At 67.2% G+C, this 24,054-nt stretch carries 21 protein-coding genes; 16 read left to right on the forward strand and 5 right to left on the reverse strand.

Annotated elements, in window-relative coordinates; translation table 11 throughout:
* Positions 1–28 precede the first annotated feature (28 nt).
* Positions 29–1,153 carry an ABC transporter substrate-binding protein gene (locus ACAM55_RS22800; RefSeq protein ID WP_369653701.1) on the forward strand — a complete coding sequence of 375 codons (1,125 nt, stop codon included), beginning with the start codon at positions 29–31 and terminating at the stop codon, positions 1,151–1,153.
* A gap of 16 nt (positions 1,154–1,169) precedes the next feature.
* On the opposite strand, the gene ACAM55_RS22805 is transcribed toward ACAM55_RS22800, so the two are convergent.
* The 3 genes from ACAM55_RS22805 to ACAM55_RS22815 form a co-directional block, all read right to left on the reverse strand.
* Entirely contained in the window at positions 1,170–2,264 is a 1,095-nt protein-coding gene (locus tag ACAM55_RS22805; protein WP_369653702.1) for a M14 family metallopeptidase, read from the reverse strand.
* The gene (locus tag ACAM55_RS22810) at positions 2,261–3,463 is read right to left on the reverse strand and encodes a M20 aminoacylase family protein (protein ID WP_369653703.1); all 1,203 of its coding nucleotides are present in this window, start codon (positions 3,461–3,463) and stop codon (positions 2,261–2,263) included. Before ACAM55_RS22810 ends, ACAM55_RS22805 begins: the two co-directional genes overlap by 4 nt.
* Before the next feature lie 67 nt (positions 3,464–3,530).
* The gene (locus ACAM55_RS22815; RefSeq protein WP_369653704.1) at positions 3,531–4,724 is read right to left on the reverse strand and encodes a glycerophosphodiester phosphodiesterase; all 1,194 of its coding nucleotides are present in this window, start codon (positions 4,722–4,724) and stop codon (positions 3,531–3,533) included.
* Between the two features lie 99 nt (positions 4,725–4,823).
* On the opposite strand from ACAM55_RS22815, the gene argE reads away from it, so the two are divergent.
* From argE to ACAM55_RS22865, 10 genes are all read left to right on the forward strand, one after another.
* Positions 4,824–5,990: an acetylornithine deacetylase gene (argE, locus tag ACAM55_RS22820; protein ID WP_369653705.1), complete on the forward strand. Its 1,167-nt coding sequence runs from the start codon at positions 4,824–4,826 to the stop codon at positions 5,988–5,990.
* Positions 5,991–6,021: 31 nt separating this feature from the next.
* Positions 6,022–7,245 (forward strand): DUF445 domain-containing protein, encoded by a 1,224-nt coding sequence (locus tag ACAM55_RS22825; protein ID WP_369653706.1) that lies wholly within the window; start codon positions 6,022–6,024, stop codon positions 7,243–7,245.
* A gap of 121 nt (positions 7,246–7,366) precedes the next feature.
* Entirely contained in the window at positions 7,367–9,019 is a 1,653-nt protein-coding gene (locus ACAM55_RS22830; protein ID WP_369653707.1) for a hypothetical protein, read from the forward strand.
* Between the two features lie 131 nt (positions 9,020–9,150).
* Positions 9,151–9,924: an MHYT domain-containing protein gene (locus tag ACAM55_RS22835; RefSeq protein WP_369653708.1), complete on the forward strand. Its 774-nt coding sequence runs from the start codon at positions 9,151–9,153 to the stop codon at positions 9,922–9,924.
* Between the two features lie 72 nt (positions 9,925–9,996).
* The gene (locus ACAM55_RS22840) at positions 9,997–11,607 is read left to right on the forward strand and encodes an acyl-CoA carboxylase subunit beta (protein ID WP_369653709.1); all 1,611 of its coding nucleotides are present in this window, start codon (positions 9,997–9,999) and stop codon (positions 11,605–11,607) included.
* The gene (locus tag ACAM55_RS22845) at positions 11,604–13,553 is read left to right on the forward strand and encodes an acetyl-CoA carboxylase biotin carboxylase subunit (RefSeq protein ID WP_369653710.1); all 1,950 of its coding nucleotides are present in this window, start codon (positions 11,604–11,606) and stop codon (positions 13,551–13,553) included. Before ACAM55_RS22840 ends, ACAM55_RS22845 begins: the two co-directional genes overlap by 4 nt.
* Positions 13,554–13,596: 43 nt before the next feature.
* Positions 13,597–14,511, forward strand: a complete 915-nt coding sequence (locus ACAM55_RS22850) for an SDR family oxidoreductase (RefSeq protein WP_369653711.1) — start codon at positions 13,597–13,599, stop codon at positions 14,509–14,511.
* 14 nt (positions 14,512–14,525) lie between these two features.
* Entirely contained in the window at positions 14,526–15,686 is a 1,161-nt protein-coding gene (locus ACAM55_RS22855) for an acyl-CoA dehydrogenase family protein (RefSeq protein ID WP_369653712.1), read from the forward strand.
* A 6-nt stretch (positions 15,687–15,692) separates the two neighbouring features.
* Positions 15,693–16,856 carry an acyl-CoA dehydrogenase family protein gene (locus ACAM55_RS22860; RefSeq protein WP_369653713.1) on the forward strand — a complete coding sequence of 388 codons (1,164 nt, stop codon included), beginning with the start codon at positions 15,693–15,695 and terminating at the stop codon, positions 16,854–16,856.
* 84 nt (positions 16,857–16,940) lie between these two features.
* Entirely contained in the window at positions 16,941–17,693 is a 753-nt protein-coding gene (locus ACAM55_RS22865; protein ID WP_369653714.1) for a slipin family protein, read from the forward strand.
* 8 nt (positions 17,694–17,701) lie between these two features.
* On the opposite strand, the gene ACAM55_RS22870 is transcribed toward ACAM55_RS22865, so the two are convergent.
* A complete protein-coding gene (locus ACAM55_RS22870; RefSeq protein WP_369653715.1) occupies positions 17,702–18,973 on the reverse strand; it encodes a DEAD/DEAH box helicase in 1,272 nt (423 codons plus the stop codon).
* 62 nt (positions 18,974–19,035) lie between these two features.
* Between ACAM55_RS22870 and ACAM55_RS22875 the strand changes: the two genes are divergently transcribed.
* The 5 genes from ACAM55_RS22875 to ACAM55_RS22895 all read left to right on the forward strand — a co-directional run bounded on the left by ACAM55_RS22875 (position 19,036) and on the right by ACAM55_RS22895 (position 22,466).
* A complete protein-coding gene (locus ACAM55_RS22875; RefSeq protein WP_369653716.1) occupies positions 19,036–19,410 on the forward strand; it encodes a translation initiation factor Sui1 in 375 nt (124 codons plus the stop codon).
* A 5-nt stretch (positions 19,411–19,415) separates the two neighbouring features.
* Positions 19,416–19,649 carry a DUF3820 family protein gene (locus ACAM55_RS22880; RefSeq protein WP_012745483.1) on the forward strand — a complete coding sequence of 78 codons (234 nt, stop codon included), beginning with the start codon at positions 19,416–19,418 and terminating at the stop codon, positions 19,647–19,649.
* 180 nt (positions 19,650–19,829) lie between these two features.
* Positions 19,830–20,246, forward strand: coding sequence for an RNA recognition motif domain-containing protein (locus tag ACAM55_RS22885; protein WP_369653717.1), 417 nt, complete (start codon positions 19,830–19,832; stop codon positions 20,244–20,246).
* Between the two features lie 206 nt (positions 20,247–20,452).
* The gene (locus ACAM55_RS22890) at positions 20,453–20,941 is read left to right on the forward strand and encodes a tripartite tricarboxylate transporter TctB family protein (protein ID WP_369653718.1); all 489 of its coding nucleotides are present in this window, start codon (positions 20,453–20,455) and stop codon (positions 20,939–20,941) included.
* A gap of 13 nt (positions 20,942–20,954) precedes the next feature.
* Positions 20,955–22,466, forward strand: a complete 1,512-nt coding sequence (locus tag ACAM55_RS22895; protein WP_369653719.1) for a tripartite tricarboxylate transporter permease — start codon at positions 20,955–20,957, stop codon at positions 22,464–22,466.
* A gap of 216 nt (positions 22,467–22,682) precedes the next feature.
* Here ACAM55_RS22895 and chrA read toward each other — a convergent pair whose 3' ends face one another.
* Positions 22,683–24,029, reverse strand: a complete 1,347-nt coding sequence (gene chrA, locus ACAM55_RS22900) for a chromate efflux transporter (RefSeq protein ID WP_369653720.1) — start codon at positions 24,027–24,029, stop codon at positions 22,683–22,685.
* Between the last annotated feature and the right edge of the window lie 25 nt (positions 24,030–24,054).

Raw genomic sequence — 24,054 nt, forward strand, 5'->3', positions numbered from 1 at the left:
GCGCCAGCGCGCAGAAGAGGTTTTCACCATGATGAATCGCAGACATTTTTCCGTTGCCGCGGGCGCGGCGGCGCTGGGCGGCTTCCAGCTGGCCAGGGCACAGGGCGAAACGCCGCTCGTCCTGGGCCAGTCGGCCCCTTTCACCGGGCCTGCCGCGCAGCTCGGCATCCAGTTTCACCAGGGCGCCAAGCTGTTCCTGGACCAGTACAACGCGCAGTCCGGCCGGCGCGCCGTGGTCATCAAGAACCTGGACGACGGCTACGAGCCCGACCGCTGCGCCGCCAACACGCAAAAGCTGATCGAAGAGGACGTGTTCGCGCTCTTCGGCTACATCGGCACGCCCACCAGCCTGGCCGCGCTGCCGCTGGCGGTGAAGGACAAGGTGCCTTTCATCGCGCCGTTCACGGGTGCGATGTCGCTGCGCGAACCGTTCCACAAGAACGTGTTCCACCTGCGCGCCTCGTACAACGACGAGACCGCGCTCATCGTGAAGCAGCTCACCCACCTCCACCTGAAGAAGATCGCGGTCTTCTACCAGAACGACGCCTACGGCAAGGCAGGGCTCGACGGCGTGACCCTGGCTCTTTCGCAGCAGGACCTCAAGCCGGTGGCGCTGGCCACGGTGGAACGCAATTCGGTCGACGTGGCGGCGGCGGTGAAAAGCATCGTGGCCGCAAAGCCCGACGCGGTGGTCCAGGTGGGCGCCTACAAGGCATGTGCCGCCTTCATCCGCCAGGCACGCAAGGCGGGCTACGGCGGCACGTTCTTCAACGTGTCCTTCGTGGGCACCCAGGCGCTGGCCGACGAACTCGGCAAGGAGGGCGCGGGCGTGATGGTGACGCAGGTGGTGCCCTCGCCCTACAACCCGGCCAACGCGATCACGCGCGAATTCAGCGACGCAGTGAAAAAGGCTGGTGCCGCCGCAAGCGCCAACTTCTCGAGCATGGAAGGCTACCTTGCCGCCAAGGTGCTGGCCGAAGGCCTGCGCCGCGCGCCGGGCAAGCTCACGCGCGACAGCCTCATCGCGGGGCTCGAAAGCATCGACCGCCAGCAGTTCGGCGGCTTCGAGGTGTCGTACTCGGCCAAGAACCACGTCGCATCGAAGTTCGTTGAACTGTCGATGATCACGGCCGACGGCAGGGTCAGGACCTGATCCGGCCCCGCCGGCTTCAGGCGCCCAGGCCGTCCACGGCCTGGAACATGGCCTGGCGGGCCTGGCTGACGACCTGGCCGCGCCAGGCGTCGCTGTCCGTGTAGAAGGCCTCGCGCATGCGCGCGCGGATGCCGTCGGCCAGATCGGCCGGTGCCTCGGGGTGCTTGTGCAGCCAGTGGTCGGCGCGCAGGGCGTTCAGCACATCCAGCATGGGCAGCGTGCCGTACTCGAGCGCAATGCCGGTGTACTCGGCCGCCGGACACTCCTGGTACACCGCTTCGCACATCAGTCCACGCAACGGGGCCGAGGTGGAGGAGCCATCGTAGGTCGAGGTGACCGGCGCCGCGGGCGTGCCCCACCAATCGTTGGCGCGGGCATAGGCCGCCTTGTCGTCCTTGCCGGCGAAGATGCGCTCGCCGATGCCGTTCGGGCCGAGCCCGGTGTGCAGGTCGATCCAGCCCAGCCGGCGGGCGCCGCCCGCATGGCGGCGCAGCACGTTGCGCAGCGTCTTGTTGCCCCAGGTCTCGGCCTGGCCGCCAAAGAACAGTCCGTCGCCGAACTGGTATTGCCCGCCACTCACGGCGGCCTGGAATGCGGCGGCGCCGTGCTTGTCGATCCATTTCTCCAGGGCCGCCTGGTTTTCCGCCGTGGGCGGCCAGGTCTGGGGCACGAGCAGCGGATGCAGCTTGGCATAGGCCTCGTTGGCATGGAGCGGCTTCGAGAAATCGACGAAATTGCGGTTCAGGTCGACGCCTTCCTGCGTGACGCGCCGCCCGAACGAAAAGCCGTGCGGATTGAGCGCGTGCACATAGAGCACCGCCACACCCCTGGCGCGCGCCTTCTCGCGCCATTCGGCATCGTGCAGCGCAAACACCTGCACGCCGCTGCCGCAATGGCCTTCGACGCCGTGGCAGGCGCTGGAGACGATCAGCAGGCGCCCGGCATTGGCAGCGCCGTCGAGCGCCACGTCCATCGAGAGTTCCTCGCCGTCCTGTCCCTTGCCCGGATGCGCATGCGGCTCGACCACGAGGCCGGCACTCACGCAGGCCCGCAGGAACTTCTGGCGCGCCTGCGCGTAGCGGGGCGAAAACGCCTCGCCGATGCCGATCAAGGCGCCGTCCCCCCGGGTTTCAGGAACTGCTCGGCCAATTGCACCCAGCAGGTGGCGCCCAGTGGAATCAGGTCGTCATTGAAGTCGTAGCTCGCGTTGTGCAGCGTGCACGGCCCTTCGCCGTGGTGCACGTCGCGGTGCGAGCCGTCGCCGTTGCCGATGAAGGCATAGGCACCGGGCTTGGCCTGCAGCATGAAGGCGAAGTCTTCCGAGGTCATGGCGGCTTCCTGCCGCAGCACGTTCTCGGCGCCGACGATTTCGCCCATCACGCCGCGCGCAAAGTTGGCTTCGGCCTCGGTGTTGATGGTGGGCGGGTAGTAGCGCTCGAAGCGGAAGTCGCAGGTCGCGCCATGCGCGGCGCAGATGTGCTCGGCGATCAGCTTCATGCGCGACTCGATCATGTCGAGCACTTCGATGGAGAAGGTGCGCACCGTGCCCGTCATCTCGCAGTTGTCGGGGATCACGTTGTTGATTTCACCGGCATGGATGGTGGTGACCGAGATCACGGCCGAGTCGGTCGGCTTCATCTTGCGCGTGAGAATGGTCTGGAACGCCTGCACGATCTCGCAGGCGATAGGCACCGGGTCGATGCCGGTCTGCGGCAGCGCGGCATGGCCGCCCTTGCCAATGACGTTCACGTAGAACTTGTTGCCCGAGGCCATCACCGGGCCGGGGCTCACCGCGAACTGGCCGGCCTTCATGCCCGGCCAGTTGTGCATGCCGAACACGGCGTCCATGGGGAAATGCTCGAAGAGGCCTTCCTTGATCATTTCGCGGGCGCCGCCGCCGCCCTCTTCGGCCGGCTGGAAGATCAGGTAGACCGTGCCATCGAAATTGCGGTGCTTCGACAGGTGCTGCGCCGCGGCCAGCAACATGGCGGTGTGGCCGTCGTGCCCGCAGGCGTGCATTTTGCCGTGGTGCTTGCTGGCGTGGGCGAAGGTGTTGAGTTCGGTGACGGGCAGCGCGTCCATGTCGGCGCGCAGGCCGACGGCGCGGCTGCTGGTGCCGTTCTTGACGATGCCGACCACGCCGGTGGTGCCCAGGCCGCGGTGAATGGGTATGCCCCACTCGGTGAGCTTGCCTGCCACCACGTCGGCGGTGCGGACTTCTTCGAAGCAGAGTTCGGGATGGGCATGAAGGTCACGTCGGACGGCGGCGATGCCGGCCGCCTGCGTGACGAGTGAATCGATGAGTTTCATGGGGGCACAGTCTAGGCTTTGCGGAGTGACCCGCAAAGGCCGTGCCATGCAAATCCCCAGGCCCTGCTCAGCGGCCGATGCTCTTCAAGTAGTCGGCGCGCGCAGCCAGCGCGGTGTCGGTGAAGTCGGTGAACACCCCGTCCACGCCGAGCCTGTAATACACCGCGTACTCGTTCTTGCCGTCGTTGCCATAGTCGGCCGCGAGCCGGCGCGACTCGTTGCGGAAGGTAAACGGATGCACGAACAGCCCCGCCTTGTGCGCATCGGCAACGAGCGTGGTGGGCGCGACGGAGGTGGCGTCGGCGTCGTTGATCTTGCCGTCCTTGTTGACGTCCACCGGCTTGCCGTCGGCGCCGATGGTGCCCTTGACGCTCACGATATAGCGCTTCCACGGGCCGATGCCGTCGGCATAGGTCTTGATCTCGGCCAGGCCGGCGGGCGTGACCATGGCGTCGAAATTGCGCTTGTCGCCGGCCTTGGTCCAGTCGTAGGGGCGGTCGCTCGGCACGGCAAAGGTCACGGCGCCGGTCTTCAGGTCGACGCTGTCGCCGTCGATGAGCTGGATGAGCCGGGTGTTCAGGCCCTTGCTCTTCATGTACTTGAGGCTGCCCGGCTCGAAGGACTGCACGTAGATGGGCGCGGTCTTGCTGTTCCAGCCGGCGGCGTTGACGGCCGCGATGACCTTGTCTTCCATCGGCAGCCCGAGCTCGCGGAAGTAGGTCGGGTTCTTGGTCTCCGGGTAGATCGCGATGGTGCGGCCGGTTTCCTTCGACTTGGCCTTGGCGAAATCGATGATCTCCTGGAAGGTCACGACCTTGAACTTGCCATTGAACTCCTGCGGCCGCTCGGCGTCGGTGGAAATGCCGCCCAGCGTCTTGATCTCGGCCAGCGTGAAGTCGTTGCTGAACCAGCCGGTCTGGGTTTCGCCGTCGACCTTGATGGTCTTCTTGCGCGAGGCGAAGCGGGGGTGCTTGGCCACGTCGGTGCTGATGCCCAGGTTGGGGTCGTGCCGCGCGATGAGCACGCCGTCCTTGGTGGAGACCAGGTCCATCTCGATCACGTCGGCGCCGAGCTCGATGGCGCGCGCATAGGCTTCGAGCGTCTGCTCCGGCAGGTATCCGGAAGCGCCGCGGTGCGCAATGACCAGCGGCGGCTGGCCGTCGAGCGTCAGCAGCTTGTTGGACGAACCGGGGCCGGTGGTGCCGCAGGCGGCCAGGCCAAGGGCGGCGGTCGCGGCGAGGGCGAAAGGAAGGCTGCGCATCGTCTTTTCTCCATCCAAAAGAGGCGCAGGGTACCCGCTCCGCATGACAGCTTGGGCGCTCATCGGCGCGGGGCACCGACTTCTTGGACAATCTGTTGCATGCCCCATACGCTTTCCCCTCAAAGCCTCGCGCTGGCCCAGACGCTGGTGCGCATGAACACCGTCAGCGCAAACAGCAACCTCCAGCTGATCGACCTCGCGCAAAGCCACCTGGCCGCCCTGGGCGTGAAGAGCCGCATCACCTACAACGCCGAACGCACCAAGGCCAACCTGTTTGCCACGCTCGGCGAAGGCAAGCCGGCCGGCGTCATCATTTCGGGCCACACCGACACGGTGCCCTGGGACGGTCAAGACTGGAGCGTCGATCCGCTCTCCGCCACGGTGCAGGACGAGCGCCTCTATGGGCGCGGCTCGGCCGACATGAAGAGCTTCATCGCGATTGCGCTGTCCAATGCCAGGCGTTTTCTGGAAAGCGATTCGCCCTTCGCGGTGCATTTCGCCTTCAGCTATGAAGAGGAGATCGGCTGCTTCGGCGTGAAGGAACTCATTGCCGACATGCGCGATGCCGGCATCAAGCCCATCGCCTGCATCGTGGGCGAGCCCACCAGCATGGTGCCGGCCATCGCGCACAAGGGCGTGTACCGCTACCGCTGCTGCGTGCGCGGCAAGGAGGCGCATTCGTCGCTCACGCCGCACTCGGTCAACGCCATCGAGATGGCCGCGCGCGTGGTCGGCAAGGTGCGCGACATGGCCGAAGACTTCGAGCGCAGCGAGCCGCGCTACGATGGCTTCGACGTGCCCTTCAGCACCGCGAGCGTGGGCCAGTTCCACGGCGGCATCGCCGACAACGTGGTGCCGCGCGACGCCGAGTTCCGCTACGAATTCCGCGACCTGCCGACCGCCGACGCCAAGAAGATGCAGGAAGAGGTCGTCTCCTATGCCGGCAGCCTCGAAGCGTCGATGAAGAAGGTGGCGCCCGACGCGGGCTTTCGCTTCGAGACCATCTGCGAGATTCCGAGCTTCCTCGGCGCGGCGGGCGATCCGGTCACGCAGCTCGCGCAGCGCCTTTCGGGTGAAGAGCGCACCACGCTGGTGGCTTTCGGCACCGAGGCGGGCCTGTTCAAGAACGCCGGCATCCCCACCGTGGTGTGCGGCCCTGGCAGCATCAACCAGGCGCACCAGCCCGACGAGTTCGTGAGCCTCGAGCAGCTGGGGCGCTGCGAGCTGTTCATGGAGCGCCTCGCGTCGACGCCCAAGATCGGCTGACGATGGCTGCAATGGGCTCGCGTTGGACCGCATGAAGCGCGTCGCGCTTGGCCTGCTGTGCGGCGCGGCACTGCTTTATGCCCTGGCCAGCGCGCTGCATGGGCAGCACCCGGCCTGGGGCTACGTGGCCGCGTTCGCCGAGGCCGCGATGGTCGGCGCCATTGCCGACTGGTTTGCGGTGGTGGCGCTGTTCCGGCACCCGCTCGGCCTGCCGATTCCGCACACCGCGATCATCCCGAGCAACAAGGACCGCATCGGCGCCAAGCTGGCCGGCTTCATCTGCAACAACTTCCTGAGCACCGCGCAGGTGCTTGCCAAGCTGCGGCAGTTCGACGCGGCCGGCCGGCTGGCCGACTGGCTCGCGCGCCCGGCCAGCGGCGAGAAGCTGGGCGAATGGGGCGTGGCGGCTGCGCGCTACGGGCTCTCGGCATTCGACGACGAACGCGTGCGCGCCTTCATGGGACGCGCCGCCGCGGCGGGCCTCGAGAAGATCGATCTCTCCCGCCTGATGGGCCAGGCGCTGGACGCCCTCACGGCCGGTGGTCGCCACCAGGCGTTGCTCGACGACGTGCTGCAGCAGGTGGCCGGCATGCTCGATGGGGAAGAAGTTCAGTCGCACATCACGGAAGCCATTGCGCGCGAGATCAAGACGCTGCGCTACGTGGGCCTGGACCAGGTGGCGGCGAAGCTCGCGACGCGCAAGATCGTGGCGGCCGTGGCACGCACCATCGCCGAACTGGCGGCCGAGCCCGACCACCCGATGCGCAGGCGCTTCGATCACTTCGTGGACGACTTCGTGGTGCGACTCAAGCTCGACCCCGAGTTCCAGCAGCGCGGCGAGCAGATCCGCGCCGAGCTCATGGCCCACCCCGCGCTGGGCGACTACCTGCACGGGATCTGGGGCGAGCTGCTGGCGTGGCTGCATGGCGATCTCGGCCGGGGCGATTCGACGATCCGCCGGCGCATCGCGTCGATGGCGGGCGCATTGGGCACGCGGCTGCAGGCCGACGAGGCGATCCGCCACTGGATCAACGAGCAGATCGAGGCAGCCGCGCCGCTGGCCATCGAGCGCTACCGCGAGGACATCCGCCGCTACATCGAGGAGCGCGTCGGGGAATGGAACGCCAGCGAGATGACCGACGAACTGGAGCGCCACATCGGGCGCGACCTGCAGTTCATCCGGATCAACGGCACGCTGGTGGGCGGGCTCGTGGGACTGTCGATCCACGCAGTGACGCAGCTGCTGCGCGGGTGAACGGTGCGCGGGTGCGGGTAATCCGCAGCGAACGAAAGTCCGCATGTCCCGGGAGAGATTGCGCCGCCTCCCCTTCCTCCTTCTAGACTGCTTGCGCATTGACCCACCAGAAGGAGAAGACATGCCCCGTCGCCTGTTCCGCACCGCCGCGCTGACTGCCATGTTCGCGCTGCTGGGCGCCTGCGCAAGCCTCGCTCCGCCACCACCGCCCACCCGGCCCGTCTCGTGGTCCGCGCCCGAAGCGCTGGTGGCGCCATCCTCGTTCGCGGGAGTGCACGGGCTGGCCATCGATTCGAAGGGCCGGCTGCTCGCGGGCTCGGTGCTCGGCAGCACCCTGTGGGAGGTCGACCGCACCACCGGCGCGGCCAAGGTCCTGATCGACGCGCCCGAAGGCCAGGCCGACGACATTGCGGTCGGCCCCAAGGGCGAGCTGGCGTGGACCAACTATCTCATGGGCATGCTGCGCTACCGCGAGAACGACGGCGCGCCGATGCGCGTGCTCGCCAAGGACCTGCCCGGCCTCAACTCGCTGGACTTCGACCGCCGCAACCACAAGCTCTACGCCTCGCAGGTGTTCCTGGCCGATGCGCTGTGGGAGATCGACCGCGCGGGCCAGAAGCCGCCGCGGCTCATCAAGAAAGACATGGGCGGCTTCAACGGCTTCGAGGTTGGCCCGGACGGCATGCTCTATGGCCCGCTGTGGTTCAAGGGCCAAGTGGTGAAGATCGACCCGGCCAATGGCAACATGACCGTGATCGCCGACGGTTTCAAGATTCCCGCTGCCGCCAACCTCGACGGCAAGGGCAACCTCTGGGTGGTCGACGCGCGCAGCGGGGAGCTGGTGCGGGTCGACCTGGCCACCGGCCGGAAGACCGTTGCCAGGCAGCTGCGCCCCTCGCTCGACAACCTCGCCATTGCCCCCGACGGCACGATCTACGTGTCGAACATGGCGAACAACGAAATCCAGGCCTTCGACCCCGCCACCGGGGCGCTGCGCACGCTCACCAGCGGCAAGCTCGCGGCGCCGGCGGGCCTCAAGATCGACGGACACACGCTCTGGGTGGCGGACGTGTTCGGCTTCCGCCAGGTGGATGTGCGTACCGGCGAAGTGCGCGACGTGTTCCGCATGCAGCGCGATCCCGAGCTCGACTACCCCTTCGCGATCGGCGTCTCGGGCACGCTCTTCGCGCTGACCTCGTGGTTCACGGGCACGGTGCAGCTGGTCGACCGCCAGACCCTCAGGACGGTGGAAACCATCCACGGGCTGAAGGCGCCGTTCGATGCCATCCCCATGCCCGACGGCAGCGTGATCTATGCCGAGATTGCCACCGGCACCATCACCCGCGCGCGAGGCCTTCACTTTGCAGAGAAGCAAGTGCTCGCCAGCGGACTGGGCGGGCCGGTGCAGATGGTCGTCGGGCAGGACGGAGCGCTCTACGTGACCGAGGCGGCCGGCAAGCTGACCCGCATACCGCTCGATGCCAGCGCCCCGCTGCGCGCCATTGCCGAGGGACTGGCCTTGCCCGAAGGCGTGGCGCAAACGCCCTGGGGCAGTTTCATCGTGGCCGAAAGCGCGGCGCGCCGGCTGGTGGAGATAACCCCCGCCGACGGATCGCGCCGCACGGTGGCGGAAAACCTGCCGATCGGGCTGGCCGCCAGCCCCGGCCTGCCGCCGCCCTACGTGGTCACGGGGGTCGCCGTGGGCAGCGACGGGACCATCTACATGTCAGCCGACCGGAACAACGCGATCTATCGGATCCGCCCCAAGAATTGAAGCGCTGACAAGGCATGAAGAAGTGATTTACTTTTAAAAACAAATATTACAGACTCCGGCGCGGACGTCTCGTTACACCTTTTGGCCAGCCGGCCGCCGGCGGCGAGTCGTTCTTTTTTGGAGATAAGAACATGACTCCCCTCGTCGTTGGCCAACTGCTGTCGCCCGAGTATTCGCTCGGACTGGTGGCACTCTCGTTCCTCATCTCGTTCGCAGGTTCCCTGGTGGCGCTGATCTGTGCGGGGCGCATGGTTGGCGCCGACGGCAAACCCAATCTCGCGGTCGTGGCGTGCGCCGCGGTGGCGCTGGGGGGCATCGGTATCTGGTCGATGCATTTCATCGGCATGCTGGCGTACCGGCTGCCGGTGGGCATTTCGTACAACCTGCCGCTGACCGTGGTGTCGCTCGTGGCAGCCATCCTGATTTCGGGCATTGCGCTGTACCTGGCGGGCGGGCGGCGCAGATTCAGCAAGGCCGGCTGGCTGGCCGGCAGCCTGCTGGCCGGCGTGGGCGTCTGCGTGATGCACTACATGGGCATGTTTGCAATGAACATGCGCGCCTCGATGGACTTCGACCCCACCATCGTGGCGCTGTCGGTGGCCATCGCGATCACCGCGGCCGGTGCGGCCCTGTGGCTGGCCTTCAACCTGCGCCGGCTGAGCCACCAGATCGCCGCCGCCGCGGTGATGGGCGTCGCCGTCTGCACCATGCACTATGTGGGCATGAGCGCCGCCAGCATGATCTGCATCGCGGCCGCGCCCACCGATGCACTGGCCATCGGCGGCAACTACATGGGACTGACGGTGTTCGGCACGGCCGGCGCGGTGCTGATCTTCATCTACTGGGTGATCACGGGCTCCAGCCTGGACGCACCCGCTGCGCCACAGCGGGCCCGCACCAGCTAATTGGCGCAAGCCGGGCGCGCAACGGCGCCCTAGAGTCGGTGCAGAGCGAAAGCGTTCTGCACTGACTCCTCCATGCCCGCCATCGAATCCCGGCTCCACACGGCCAGCGAATCCTTCCAGGCCCACCGCGCCGGCATGCTCGCGCTGCTCGGGCAGGTGCGATCGCACGAGGCCCGCTCGGCGGCGGCCTCGAATGCCTCGGCCGAGCGCTTTGCCAGGCGCGGCCAGCTGCTGCCCCGCGAACGGCTCGCGCTGCTGCTCGACACCGGCGCGCCCTTTCTGCCGCTGGCCTCGCTTGCGGGCCTGGGCCACGACCACGAAGACCTCGGCAAGAGCGTGCCCGGCGGCGGCGTGATCGCCGGCATCGGCCGGGTTTCTGGCGTGCGCTGCATGGTCAGCGCGTCGGACTCGGGCATCGACGCCGGCGCGCTGCAGCCCATGGGCCTGGACAAGCAACTGCGCGTGCAGGAGATCGCGCTCGAGAACAAGCTGCCCTACGTCCAGCTGGTGGAAAGCGCGGGCGCCAATCTCATGCAATACCGCGTGCAGGACTTCGTGCGCGGCGGCGGCATCTTCCGCAACCTGGCGCGGCTTTCCGCCGCGGGCCTGCCGGTGGTGACCGTGACGCATGGCTCATCGACCGCGGGCGGCGCCTACCAGACCGGGCTTTCCGACTACATCGTGATGGTGCGGGATCGCACCCGCGCCTTCCTGGCGGGACCGCCGCTGCTCAAGGCGGCCACCGGCGAAATTGCCACCGAGGAGGAGCTGGGCGGCGCCGTGATGCACACCCACGTCTCGGGCCTTGGCGACTACCTGGCCGAGGACGACCGCGACGCGATCCGCATCGCGCGCTCGATCCTCGGCGGCATCGACTGGGCCCGCGACGAGGCGCCGCGCCGGTTCGCGCCGCCGCTGTACGAGGCCGAAGAACTGCTCGGCATCATGCCGGGCGATGGCCGGCGTCCGGTGGACATGCGCGAGGTCATCGCGCGCATTGCCGACGGCTCCGAGTTTCTCGAGTTCAGCGAGCACTACGGCAGCGCCACGGTGTGCGGGCACATGCGGCTCGAAGGCCACGCGGTGGGCATCGTCACCAACAACGGGCCCATCGACTCCGATGGCGCGACCAAGGCCACGCACTTCATCCAGGCCTGCTGCCAGTCGCGCACGCCCATCGTCTACCTGCAGAACATCACCGGCTACATGGTGGGCCGCGCGCACGAAGAGGCCGGCATCATCAAGCACGGCGCCAAGATGATCCAGGCCGTGACCAGCGCCACGGTGCCGCAGATCACGCTGCATTGCGGCGCCTCTTACGGCGCCGGCAACTACGGCATGTGCGGCCGCGGCTTTGCGCCGCGCTTCTGCTTTTCGTGGCCCAACGCGCGCACCGCGGTGATGGGTGGCGAGCAGGCGGCGCAGACCATGGCCATCGTGATGGAAGCAGGAATGTCTCGCAAGGGAACGCTCGACCGCGCGAAGATCGATGCCATGCAGCGGCAGATTGTCGAGCGCTTCGAGCGCCAGACCAGCGTGTTCACCACCAGCGCGCTGCTGCTCGACGACGGCGTGATCGATCCGCGCGACACGCGCGCGGTGCTGGCCGAAGTGCTCTCGGTCTGCCGCGATGCCGATGCGCGCGTGGCGCAGGCGATGCAGTTTTCGGTGGCGCGGCCATGAGCTTCAACAAGATACTTGTGGCCAACCGCGGCGAGATCGCCGTGCGCGTGATGCGCACCGCGCGCGCCATGGGCTACCGCACGGTGGCCGTGTATTCGAGCGCCGACGCCGATGCGGAGCACGTGCGGCAAGCCGACCAGGCCGTGTGGATCGGCGAGCCGCTGCCCGCGCAGAGCTACCTGAACATCCCCGCCATCGTCGAAGCCGCCCACGCCAGCGGCGCCGAAGCCGTGCACCCGGGCTACGGCTTCCTGGCTGAGAACGCGGAGTTCGCGCAGGCCTGCCTGGATGCGGGGCTGGTCTTCATCGGCCCCTCGCCCGAAGCCATTCGCGCCATGGGCGACAAGGCCGGCGCCAAGCGGCTGATGCAGGCGGCCGGCGTGCCGTGCATCCCTGGCTATCAAGGCAAAGACCAAGGCACGGCCACGCTCGCCGCAGAAGCTGCACGCATCGGCTGGCCGGTGATGATCAAGGCGACGGCCGGCGGCGGCGGACGCGGCATGCGGCTCGCGCCTTCGGCCGCGTCGTTTGCCGAACTGCTGCATAGCGCGCAGTCCGAGGCGCTCCATGCCTTCGGCGACGCAACCGTGATCCTGGAGCGCGCCATCGTTGCTCCACGGCACATCGAGATCCAAGTGTTCGCCGACCGGCACGGCAACGCCATTCACCTCGGCGAACGCGATTGTTCGGTGCAGCGGCGGCACCAGAAGGTGATCGAGGAGTCCCCCTCGCCGGCCGTTTCCCCGGTCTTGCGCGAACGCATGGGCGCAACGGCCGTGGCGGCGGCCAAGGCCATGGGCTATGAAGGTGCGGGCACGCTCGAATTCCTGCTCGATGCCGAGGGCCGGTACTGGTTCATGGAAATGAACACGCGGCTGCAGGTGGAACACCCGGTGACCGAAGCGGTGACGGGGCTCGACCTGGTCGAACTGCAACTGCGCGTGGCGGCCGGCGAACCGCTGCCCCTCGCTCAACAGGACGTGCGCATGAGCGGCCACGCGATCGAGGTTCGGCTCTGCGCCGAAGACCCGCAACAGGGCTTCATGCCGCAGAGCGGCACGCTCGCCGCATGGCGGCCTTCGCCGGCCCTTCGCGTCGAGCACGCGCTGCGTGACGGCGCCGCGGTGCCGCCCTTCTACGACTCGATGATCGCCAAGCTCGTGGCACACGGCCGCACGCGCGACGAAGCCAGGCAGCGGCTGATCGCAGGGCTGCAGGACACGGTGGCACTGGGTATCGCAACCAACCAGCAGCTCTTGCAGCATGCGCTGTCGCACCCTGTGTTTGCCGACGGCACTGCAACGACGGCGTTCATTGCCGAGCATGCCGATGCATTGCTCGCGCCCGATGCCGCCACGGAAGGCCGCGCCGTATGGCTGGCCGCGCTGCTGATCCAGCTGGGCGAACGCGGATGGCCGTCGCCGCTTGCGCATACCCTGCCCAACGCACTGCGCTTTTCGCTCAACGGCGAGGTGCACGCGGTGCGGGTGACGCCGAGGGGTTCGGGCCGTTTCGATGTCGCGCTCGACGCAGCGCCACCGGCCCATATCGTGCTGCTGTCGCTGCCCGGCAATGGCAGCGTGCGCTTCTCGTGCGGAAGCGTCTCGGAGCAGGCCTTGGCGGTGCGCGTATCCGCCGATCGCTCATGGTTCCATTTCCGCGGCCAGGCCTTCGAACTGCAGGACCTGACGCATGTCGCCGTGCCCCGCGCCGGTGCCGCGGCCGGCGACGGCCTGCTGCGCGCCTCGATGAACGGCCGCGTCATCGCGCTGCTGGTGGCCGAGGGCGACGCGGTCGCCGCCGGCCAGCCGCTCGTCACGCTCGAAGCGATGAAGATGGAACATGTGCACTGCGCGCCGCGCGCCGGCCGCGTTGCCGCATTGCACGTGGCGGTGGGTGCACAGGTGGCGGCGCGCCATGTGGTGGCGGAGATTGCCGACGCATGAGGGCGCACACTGCGCTCGTTCAGTTTTTCCGGAAGCCTTTCGCATGAACGCCTCTTCCCGATATCGTTCCGTGTTCTCGCCCGGCCTGTTCGCCGGGCAGGTGATCGTCGTCACCGGCGGTGGCTCCGGCATCGGCCGCTGCACGGCGCACGAGCTCGCGTCGCTGGGCGCAGAGGTGGTGCTGGTCGGCCGCAAGACCGAAAAGCTGAAGCAGGTGCAGGCCGAGATCGCGAGTGCCGGTGGCAAGGCAGGCATCCAGGCCTTCGACATCCGGCAGGAAGAGGCGGTGCGCACAGCCGTTGCCGGCATCGTCGCGACACATGGCCGCATCGACGGCCTCGTCAACAACGCGGGCGGCCAGTACATCACGCCGCTCGCGGCGATTTCGGCCAAGGGCTGGGAGGCGGTGATCCACACCAACCTCACGGGCGGCTTCCTGGTCGCGCGCGAATGCTTTGTGCAAAGCATGCAGGCCAAGGGCGGTGCCATCGTCAACATCGTGGCCGACATGTGGGGTTCCATGCCCAACATGGGCCACAGCGGCGCCGCGCGCGCGGGCATGGTGAGCTTCACCGAAACGGCCGCCCTCGAATGGGCCGCGAGCGGCGTGCGCGTGAACGCCGTGGCGCCGGGCTATATCGCATCGAGCGGCATGGACCACTACCCGCCCGAGGCCGGCGACATGCTGCGCGCCATGCGCAACACCGTGCCCGCGGGGCGCTTCGGCAACGAGGCCGAGACCTCGGCCGCCATCGCCTTCCTGCTGAGCCCCGCGGCGAGCTTCATCAGCGGCAGCGTGCTGCGCGTGGACGGCGCGCGGCCGCAGGTGCGCATGGGCTGGCCAATGGCGCTGCCCGATGCGCAGGCGCAGCAGCGCGCGGCGGTGCGGCCCTTCGACGGCTTTCATCTCGCCGAGACGCCGCGCGTGTTCCAGGATGGCGACGAACCGAACGACTGATTGGAGACAACCGCATGCAGTACACCCACGAGCATCTCGAGATCCAGAACACGCTGCGCCGCTTCATCGACGACGAGATCAATCCGCATGTCGACGAATGGGAAGAGGCCGAGATCTTTCCCGCGCACGAGGTCTTCAAGAAGCTCGGCAACCTGGGCATGCTGGGCCTCAACAAGCCCGAGGCCTTCGGCGGCGCCGGCCTCGACTATTCGTACGCGATGGCGATGGCCGAGGCGCTGGGCCACGTGAGCTGCGGCGGCGTGCCGATGGCCATCGGCGTGCAGACCGACATGTGCACGCCCGCACTCGCGCGCTTTGGCAGCGACGAACTGCGCCGCGAGTTCCTGGCACCCGCCATCGCGGGCGACACGGTCGGCTGCATCGGCGTGAGCGAGCCCGGCGCGGGCAGCGACGTGGCGGGTCTCAAGAGCCATGCGCGCAAGGACGGCGCTGACTACCTCATCAGCGGCCAGAAGATGTGGATCACCAACAGCCTGCAGGCCGACTGGATGTGCATGCTGGTCAACACCAGCGACGGCCCGGTGCATCGGAACAAGTCGCTCGTGATGGTGCCCATGGACGCGCCTGGTATCGAGAAGGCAAAAAAAATCCGCAAGATCGGCATGCATTCGAGTGACACCGGCCTCATCTACTTCGACAACGTTCGCGTGCCGCAGCGCTATCGCATCGGCGAGGAAGGCCAGGGCTTCGTCTACCAGATGCAGCAATTCCAGGAAGAGCGGCTGTGGGCCGCCGCGAGTTCGCTCGAACCGATGGAGGACTGCATCGCGCAGACCATCGAATGGGCGCAGCAGCGCCACATGTTCGGCGGCACGCTGGCCGACCAGCAGTGGGTGCAATTCAAGCTGGCCGAGCTCAAGACCGAAGTGGAGGCGCTGCGCGCCCTCGCCTACCGAGCCTGCGATCTGCATGTGCAGGGCGAGGACGTGCTCGAGCTGGCCTCGATGGCCAAGCTCAAGACGGGCCGGCTCACGCGGCAGGTGGCCGACACCTGCCTGCAGTTCTGGGGCGGCATGGGCTTCACGCTCGAGAACCGCGTCTCGCGCCTGTACCGCGACGGCCGGCTGGGCTCCATCGGCGGCGGCGCGGACGAGGTGATGCTGGGCATCCTCGCGAAGACCATGGGCATCGCCAAGCGGCCGCCGCGCGGCTGAAGCGCGATGGACGCCGAACTGCAAGCCGACCGCGCGGCGCTCGCCGACACGGTGCGGCGCTTTGCCGAGAACGAGATCGCGCCGAATGTCGAAGCCTGGGACGACGCGGGCGAATTTCCGCGCGCGCTCTACGCACGCGCCGCGGAACTCGGGCTGCTCGGTCTCGGCTATCCCGAAGCGTTCGGCGGTACGCCGGCTTCGTATGCGCTCAAGCTCCCTGCCTGGATCGCGCTGGCACGGCACGGCAAGAGCGGCGGCGTGCTGGCGAGCCTGTTCTCGCACAACATCGGCCTGCCGCCGGTGGTGCTGCACGGCAGCGATGCGGTGCGCGCCGAGGTCGTGTCACCGGTGCTGCGCGGCGAGAAGATCGCGGCGCTCGCGATCACCGAACCCGGCGGCGGCTCCGATGTCGCTGCGCTGCGCACGACGGCAAGGCGCGACGGCGACCATTACGTGCTGAACGGCGAAAAGACCTTCATCACCTCGGGCATGCGCGCCGACTGGATCACGGTGGCCGTGCGCACCGGCGAGGAGCGCGGTGCGGGCGGCATATCGATGCTGCTGGTGCCCAGCGATGCGGCCGGCCTCACGCGCACGCGCCTTGCGAAGATGGGCTGGTGGTGCTCCGACACCGCGCAGCTGCATTTCGACAACGTGCGCGTGCCCGCACGCTACCTGCTCGGCGAAGAAGGCGCGGGCTTTCGCATGATCATGAGCAACTTCAACGGCGAGCGCATCGGCCTGGCTGCGGGCGCGCTCGGCTTCGCGCAGGCCTGCCTCGACGAGGCGCTGGCGTGGTCGCGCGAGCGCAAGACATTCGGTGCGGCGCTCATCGAGCACCAGGCGGTACGCCACAAGCTGGTCGACATGCAGATGCGCATTTCCTCCACCGAGGCGTGGCTCGAGGCCGTGTCGGCGCAAGGCGATGCACACGAGGCGGCCGGCCGTTTCAACGCACCCGAATGGGTGGCGGAGGTCTGCATGCTCAAGAACCACGCCACGCAGACCATGCAGTTCTGCGCCGACCAGGCCGTGCAGATCCTCGGCGGCATGGGCTTCATGCGCGGCACGGTGAGCGAGCGCATCTACCGCGAAGTCAAGGTGATGATGATCGGCGGCGGCGCCGAGGAGATCATGAAGGAGCTTGCGGCTCGGCAGATGGGTTGGTAACCCCTGGGGCAGGGTCTTCAGGAACGCCCGTGTGCGCCGACGGTCCAACAATCCAGCGCTGTCGCTGGGTCGCGGGAGACCGCCATGTTCACTTTCGGCATCGGTACCGTCTTGCTTGTCTTGCTGGTGGTGCTGCTTTTTTCAGCAATCTGGATCTTTCGCGAATACGAACGCGGCGTCGTGTTCACCCTGGGTCGCTTCTCCAGGGTCGCGGGGCCCGGGCTGGTGATCGTGATTCCCGTCATCCAGCAGGTCGTGCGGGTCGACCTGCGCACCGTGGTGCTCGAGGTTCCGACCCAGGACGTGATCTCGCGCGACAACGTGTCGGTGAAGGTCAGCGCGGTCGTCTACTTCCGCATCGTCGATGCCGAAAAGGCCATCATCGAGGTCAAGGACTTCTTCAACGCGACCAGCCAGCTGGCGCAGACCACGCTGCGCTCGGTGCTGGGCAAGCACCAGCTGGACGACATGCTGGCCGAACGGGAAAAACTCAACCTGGATGTGCGGGAGTCGCTCGACGTGCAGACGACCTCCTGGGGCATCAAGGTCTCCAACGTGGAAATCAAGCAGATCGACCTCACCGAATCGATGATCCGGGCCATCGCGCGGCAGGCCGAGGCGGAACGCGAGCGGCGTGCCAAGGTGATCCACGCCGAAGGCGAACTTCAGGCGTCCGAGAAGCTGTACCAGGCCGCGCGCGTGCTGGCGCAGGAGCCGCAGGCGATCCAGCTGCGCTACCTGGAAACGCTGACGGTGATCGGCGCGGACAAGAACACCACCATCGTCTTCCCGCTGCCGGTGGACTTGTTGTCGACTTTCCTGTCGAAGCCCGCGTAGCGCGCCGGTCAGTCGCTCTTTTCGGGGCCGCCCTGTCGCGCGCCAGCGAGCGCGGCCGCCGCGCGCAGCTTGTCCTTCTTGCTCGGCCGCTTGCCCTTGATGCCGCCGGTGCCCGAGGCATCGACCATCGGCACGGCGGCCTCGGTCGGCTCGAAGCCTTCGATACGCTCGCGCGGCAGGTGGAGGCCCTGGCGCTTTTCGATCAGGCGAAAGTGCGCCTCGGTCGTCGCGCTCACGAAACTGATGGCCAGCCCGCTCTCGCCGGCACGCCCGGTGCGGCCGATGCGGTGGATGTAGTCGGTGGGCGAGCGCGGCAGGTCGTAGTTGATCACCACCGGCAACTGCGCAATGTCGATGCCGCGTGCGGCCAGGTCGGTGGCAATCACCACGTCCCACCGGCTCTCCTTGAACTGCGCGAGGATGCCGGTGCGCGTGCCCTGCGCGATGTCGCCGTGGAAAGGCACCGCGTAGACGCCGTTCTTGTAGAGCTTCTCGGCCACGGTCTGCGCCGCATGCTGCGTGGCGACGAAGACCAGCACGCGGTCCCACGCGTTCTCTTTCAGCAGATGCCGCAGCAGCTGCGTGCGGCGGTTCGCATCGACCTCGATCACGCGCTGCACGATGGCGGGCTCGGTGCCGGGCTCGCCCTGCACGTCGATCACCGCCGGGTCCTGCAGCGTGCTGTCGGCCAGCGCCTGGATGGCGGGTGGGAAGGTGGCGGAGAACAACAGGTTCTGGCGCCGCGGCGGCAGCAGCGCGAGGATGCGGCCCAGTTCCTCGGCAAAGCCGAGGTCGAACAGGCGGTCGGCCTCGTCGAGCACGAGCATGGAAACCGCATCGAGCTTCAGCGCGTTGTGGTCCACCAGGTCGAGCAGGCGGCCCGGCGTGGCGACCACGATATCGGCGCCGCCGCGCAGGCTCATCATCTGCGGGTTGATCGACACGCCGCCGAAGGCAATGGCGATCTTGAGCCGCTCGGGCAGGTGCTGCGCCAGGCTGCGCATCGTCTCGCCGACCTGGGCCGCGAGCTCACGCGTGGGCACGAGCACCAGCGCGCGCACGCGGCGCGGCGCCTGTGCGGGTTCGGCGGCCAGGCGCTGCAGCAGCGGGAGGGAAAATGCGGCGGTCTTGCCGGAACCGGTCTGCGCCGAGCCCCGGACGTCGCGGCCTTGCAGAATGGCGGGAATGGCCGCAGCCTGGATGGCGGTCGGCGCGGCATAGCCGCTTTCGGCGGCAGCCTGCACGAGCGCGGGGGCCAGGCCCAGTGAGTCGAATGGCATGTGAGCAGACAGAGAGATGAAACCGGAAGCAGTGAAGAAGAATTGAAGAAGAGAGCGATCGAATGGCAACGATGAAAAGCAATCAGGCCAGCGCCCTGGTGTACTCCACCGAGGCGGGCGGCCGCATGTGCCCCGATTGCCGCGCGCCGATGGCGCAGTGCCGCTGCAAGGAGAACAAGGCGCGCATTCCGGCCACCGATGGCATTGTGCGTGTATCGCACGAGACCAAGGGCCGCAAAGGCAAGGGCGTGACCGTGGTCAAGGGCCTCGCACTCGATGCGGCCGCGCTCGCAGCCGTGGGCAAGCAACTCAAGACGGCCTGCGGTTCGGGCGGCACGGTGAAGGACGGCACCATCGAGATCCAGGGCGACCACCGGGAACTGGTGATCGCCGCCCTGGTAAAGCAGGGCCACACGGTCAAGCGCGCGGGAGGCTGAAGCGCATGAAACCCGAAGACCTGCAGCGTCTGGTCACGCTCGAAATGCCCTTTGGTAAACACAAGGGCACATTGATTGCCGATTTGCCCGGAAATTATCTGAATTGGTTCGCGCGCGAGGGTTTTCCCTCGGGCGAGATCGGCCGGCTGCTCCATTTGATGCATGAAATAGACCACAACGGCCTTTCCGGCCTGCTCCAACCGTTGCGAAACCGCCCGTCAGGGCGTGATGTTTCGTAATAAGCGCGGATTTCGACACGCTTTTCCCAGATCGGATTGATAATCCGGCCTACGTGTCTGTGAGCTTGCTCCCGTGCACGTAATTCGGTGATCGGTCAGTTTCGCGCCACAGCGCATTTGTTTGTTGTGATTCTGGGACTCCATCGCTTTGTATTGTTGGTTTGAATTAGGAGTCCCTCAATGGGCAAGAAACTCTACGTAGGCAACCTCGCCTACTCCGTGCGTGATAACGACCTGGAACAGGCTTTCGGCGAGTTCGGCTCGATCGTCAGCGCCAAGGTCATGATGGAACGCGACACCGGTCGCTCCAAGGGCTTCGGTTTCGTGGAAATGGGCACCGACGCTGAAGCGCTGGCAGCCGTTGAAGCCATGAACGGCCATTCGCTCCAGGGCCGCGCCCTGACCGTGAACGAAGCACGTCCGATGGAAGCTCGCCCCCCCCGTACCGGTGGCGGCGGCTATGGCGGCGGCGCTGGTGGTGGTGGCGGCTACGGTGGTGGCGGCGGCGGCGGCGGCGGCGGCTACGGTGGTGGCGGCGGCGGTGGCCGCAGCGGTGGTGGCGGCGGCTACGGCGGCGGTGGCCGCGGCGGCTACTAAGCCCTCACGCACTCACCCCCACTCATCAAGAGAGCCCCGGCTCTCTGAATGAACAAAAAGCTCCTTCGGGAGCTTTTTTCGTTTCCGCTGCGCCTTCTTTCGCTCGGCGGGAGAACCCTTGTACGCATTTGTCCTTACCGTGCCGGTCAGCCAACGGTCAGCCGCACCCGACGACCCTCACCGGTCCAATCAAGAGGGTCGAGACAATGCGTATCAAGAGTCAGGCTGACTTCTTTTCAGGAGTCATGTTCACAGCCGTGGGCGGCGCTTTCGCCATCGGCGCCACAACCTACAACATCGGCGACGGGGCCCGCATGGGCCCCGGCTACTTTCCGCTCATGCTGGGCATCCTGCTGGCCATCCTGGGGGCATTCATCATGTTCCAGGCCATGGTGGTCGAAACCGCCGGCGGCGACCCGATCGGCAAATGGGCCTGGAGGCCGCTGGCCTTCGTGCTCGGCGCCAACCTGGCGTTCGGCGTGCTGCTCGGCGGCCTGCCGAGCATCGGCGTGCCCGCGATGGGAATGATCGTCGCGATCTACGCGCTCACCATCATCTCGAGCATGGCCGGCCAGCAATTCAAGCTGCGCGACGTGCTGGTGCTGTCCACCATCCTGGCGGCCGGCAGCTATGTGGCCTTCATCTGGGCGCTCAAGCTCCAGATCCAGGTCTGGCCTACTTTCATTTCGGGTTGAGGAGCACACCGCCATGGAACTGTTCCACAACCTCGCGACCGGCTTCGGCGTCGCCTTCACTTTCACCAACCTGCTGTACTGCCTGGTCGGCTGCATCCTGGGCACGCTGATCGGCGTGCTGCCGGGCATCGGCCCGGTCGCGACCATCGCGATGCTGCTGCCCGCCACGTATGCGCTGCCGCCCGTGTCGGCGCTGATCATGCTGGCCGGCATCTACTACGGCGCGCAGTACGGCGGCTCGACCACCGCGATCCTGGTCAACCTGCCGGGGGAATCGTCCTCGGTGGTCACCTGCATCGACGGCTACCAGATGGCAAGGCAGGGCCGCGCAGGCCCCGCGCTGGCCGCGGCGGGCCTGGGCTCGTTCTTCGCGGGCTGCGTGGGCACGCTGATCCTGGCGGCCTTTGCACCGCCGCTGACCGAGCTGGCCTTCAAGTTCGGCCCGGCCGAGTATTTCTCGCTGATGGTGCTGGGGCTGATCGGCGCCGTGGTGCTGGCTTCGGGCTCGCTGCTCAAGGCGGTGGCCATGATCGTGCTGGGCCTCTTGCTCGGCATCGTGGGCACCGACGTCAATTCCGGCGTGGCGCGCTTCAGCTTCGACATTCCGGAACTGACCGACGGCATCGGCTTCGTGGTGATTGCCATGGGCGTGTTCGGCTATGGCGAGATCATCGGCAACCTCTCGCAGCCCGACGACGAGCGCGAGGTGTTCACGCACAAGGTCAAGGGCCTGTGGCCCACCAAGGAAGACTTCAAGCGCATGACGCCGGCCGTGCTGCGCGGCACGGCACTCGGCTCTGCGCTCGGCATCCTGCCCGGCGGCGGCGCGCTGCTGGCGGCGTTTGCAGCCTACGCGCTCGAGAAGAAGATCAAGATGCGCCCGGGTGAAGTCGCTTTCGGCAAGGGCAACATCCGCGGCGTGGCATCGCCGGAGTCGGCCAACAACGCCGGCGCGCAGACGTCCTTCATCCCGTTGCTGACGCTGGGCATTCCGCCCAACGCCGTGATGGCGCTGATGGTGGGCGCGATGACCATCCACAACATCCAGCCGGGCCCGCAGGTGATGACCAGCAACCCCGAGCTGTTCTGGGGCCTCATTGCCTCGATGTGGATCGGCAACGCGATGCTGATCATCCTGAACCTGCCGCTGATCGGCATGTGGATCAAGCTGCTGACGGTGCCTTACAAGTTCCTGTTTCCGGCCATCGTGCTGTTCTGCGCCATCGGCGTCTACTCGACCAACAACAACACCTTCGACGTGTGGATGGTCGCGATCTTCGGCTTCATCGGCTACTTGTTCCTGAAGCTCAGGACCGAGCCCGCGCCGCTGCTGCTGGGCTTCATCCTCGGGCCGATGATGGAAGAGAACCTGCGGCGCGCGCTGCTGCTGTCGCGCGGCGCATGGAGCGTGTTCGTCACGCGACCGCTGTCGGCCGGCCTGCTGGTGGCAGCGGCGCTGCTGCTCGGCATCGTGCTGCTGCCTTCCATCAAAGCCAAACGCGAAGAAGCTTTCGTCGAGGAATAACCCACCCCCGTCCCTCGCTCACTTCGTGTAGCTCGACTCCCCCCTCAAGGGGCAACACCAGCGGCCCGGCAAAGCCGGTTCCGCGGTGTCACTTGGCTCGCCCCCGGTCTTCGCGCACTTCGTGTCGCTTCGCCAACCCCCTACCGGGGGCAACACCAGCGGCCCGGCAAAGCCGGTTCCGCGGTGTTCCTGGAATGTCTCGTCTCGCGTTCCGGGTTAGCGCAAAAGCAGTTGCCAGGCCATGCCTGTGAGTGCGGAGGCGAGCACGACCGGAATCACGCCGGCCTTGAAGCGGAACAGCGCGATGGCCGCGAGAACGCCGATGACGGCGGAGGGGACCTCGAAGGAGCCGGACAAGCCCCTGGGCCAGAGCACGTGGTAGGCGAAGAAGACCGCCAGGTTGACGATCACGCCGACCACGGCCGCGGTGATGGCGGTCAGCGGCGCGGTGAACTTCAGGTTGCCGTGGGTCGACTCGATGAAGGGTCCGCCCAGCAGGATGAACAGGAACGACGGCAGGAAGGTGAAGAAGGTCACCACCGCCGCCGCTGCCGCGCCCGCCGCGAACAGCGCATGCGGGCCGAACAGCGCCTGGCCCCAGCCGCCGACGAAACCCACGAACGACACCACCATGATCAGGGGGCCGGGCGTGGTTTCTCCGAGCGCCAGTCCGTCGATCATCTGCGTGGCGCTGAGCCAGTGGTAGTGGTCGACCGCGCCCTGGAACACATAGGGCAGCACCGCGTAGGCACCTCCGAAGGTCAGCAGCGCCGCCTTGGTGAAGAACCAGCCCATCTGCGTGAGTGCACCGTTCCATCCGTACAGCGCAGCCAGCGTGCCAAGGGCACCGAGCCACACCAGGACAAACACCGCCAGCACGCGCACGAAACGGCCCCAGCCGAAAAGGGCGTGCCGCGGCGTCGGGGTGTCGTCGTCGATCAGCGCTGGACCGGCCGATGCCGCGGCGGCCCCATGTCCGCCGCCCGGCGCGAAATACGCGGGGGCGATCCGGCTGCCAAAGTAACCGATGGCCCCCGCGGCAAGCACGATCAGCGGAAATGGCAGGCGTAGCGCAAAGATCGCCACGAAGGCGGCCACCGCAATCGCCCAGAGCCATACGTTCTTGAGCACCCGCGAGCCGATGCGCCAGGCGGCGAACAGCACGATGGCCGTCACCGCAGGCTTCACACCGTAGAGCAGGCCCGCCACCGCCGGCACGTGGCCGTAGGCCATGTAGGCCCACGACAGCGCAATCAGGATGAAGAGGGACGGCAGCACGAAGAGCACCCCCGCCGCAATACCGCCCCAGGTGCGATGCATGAGCCAGCCGATGTAGGTGGCCAGCTGCTGGGCTTCGGGGCCCGGCAGCAGCATGCAGTAATTGAGTGCGTGCAGAAAGCGCTTCTCCGAGATCCAGCGCCGGCGCTCGACCAGATCCTGGTGCATCAGCGCGATCTGTCCGGCCGGGCCGCCGAAGCTGATGAACCCCAGCTTGAGCCAATAGCCGAAGGCCCGCCAGAAGCTGACGGGAGCGGGGCGTTCGACAGGCTCTGGCAATGCCATGAATGGGACTTTCTCTTTTTCTTCG

The organism is Variovorax sp. V213 (assembly GCF_041154455.1).
GTDB lineage: Bacteria > Pseudomonadota > Gammaproteobacteria > Burkholderiales > Burkholderiaceae_C > Variovorax.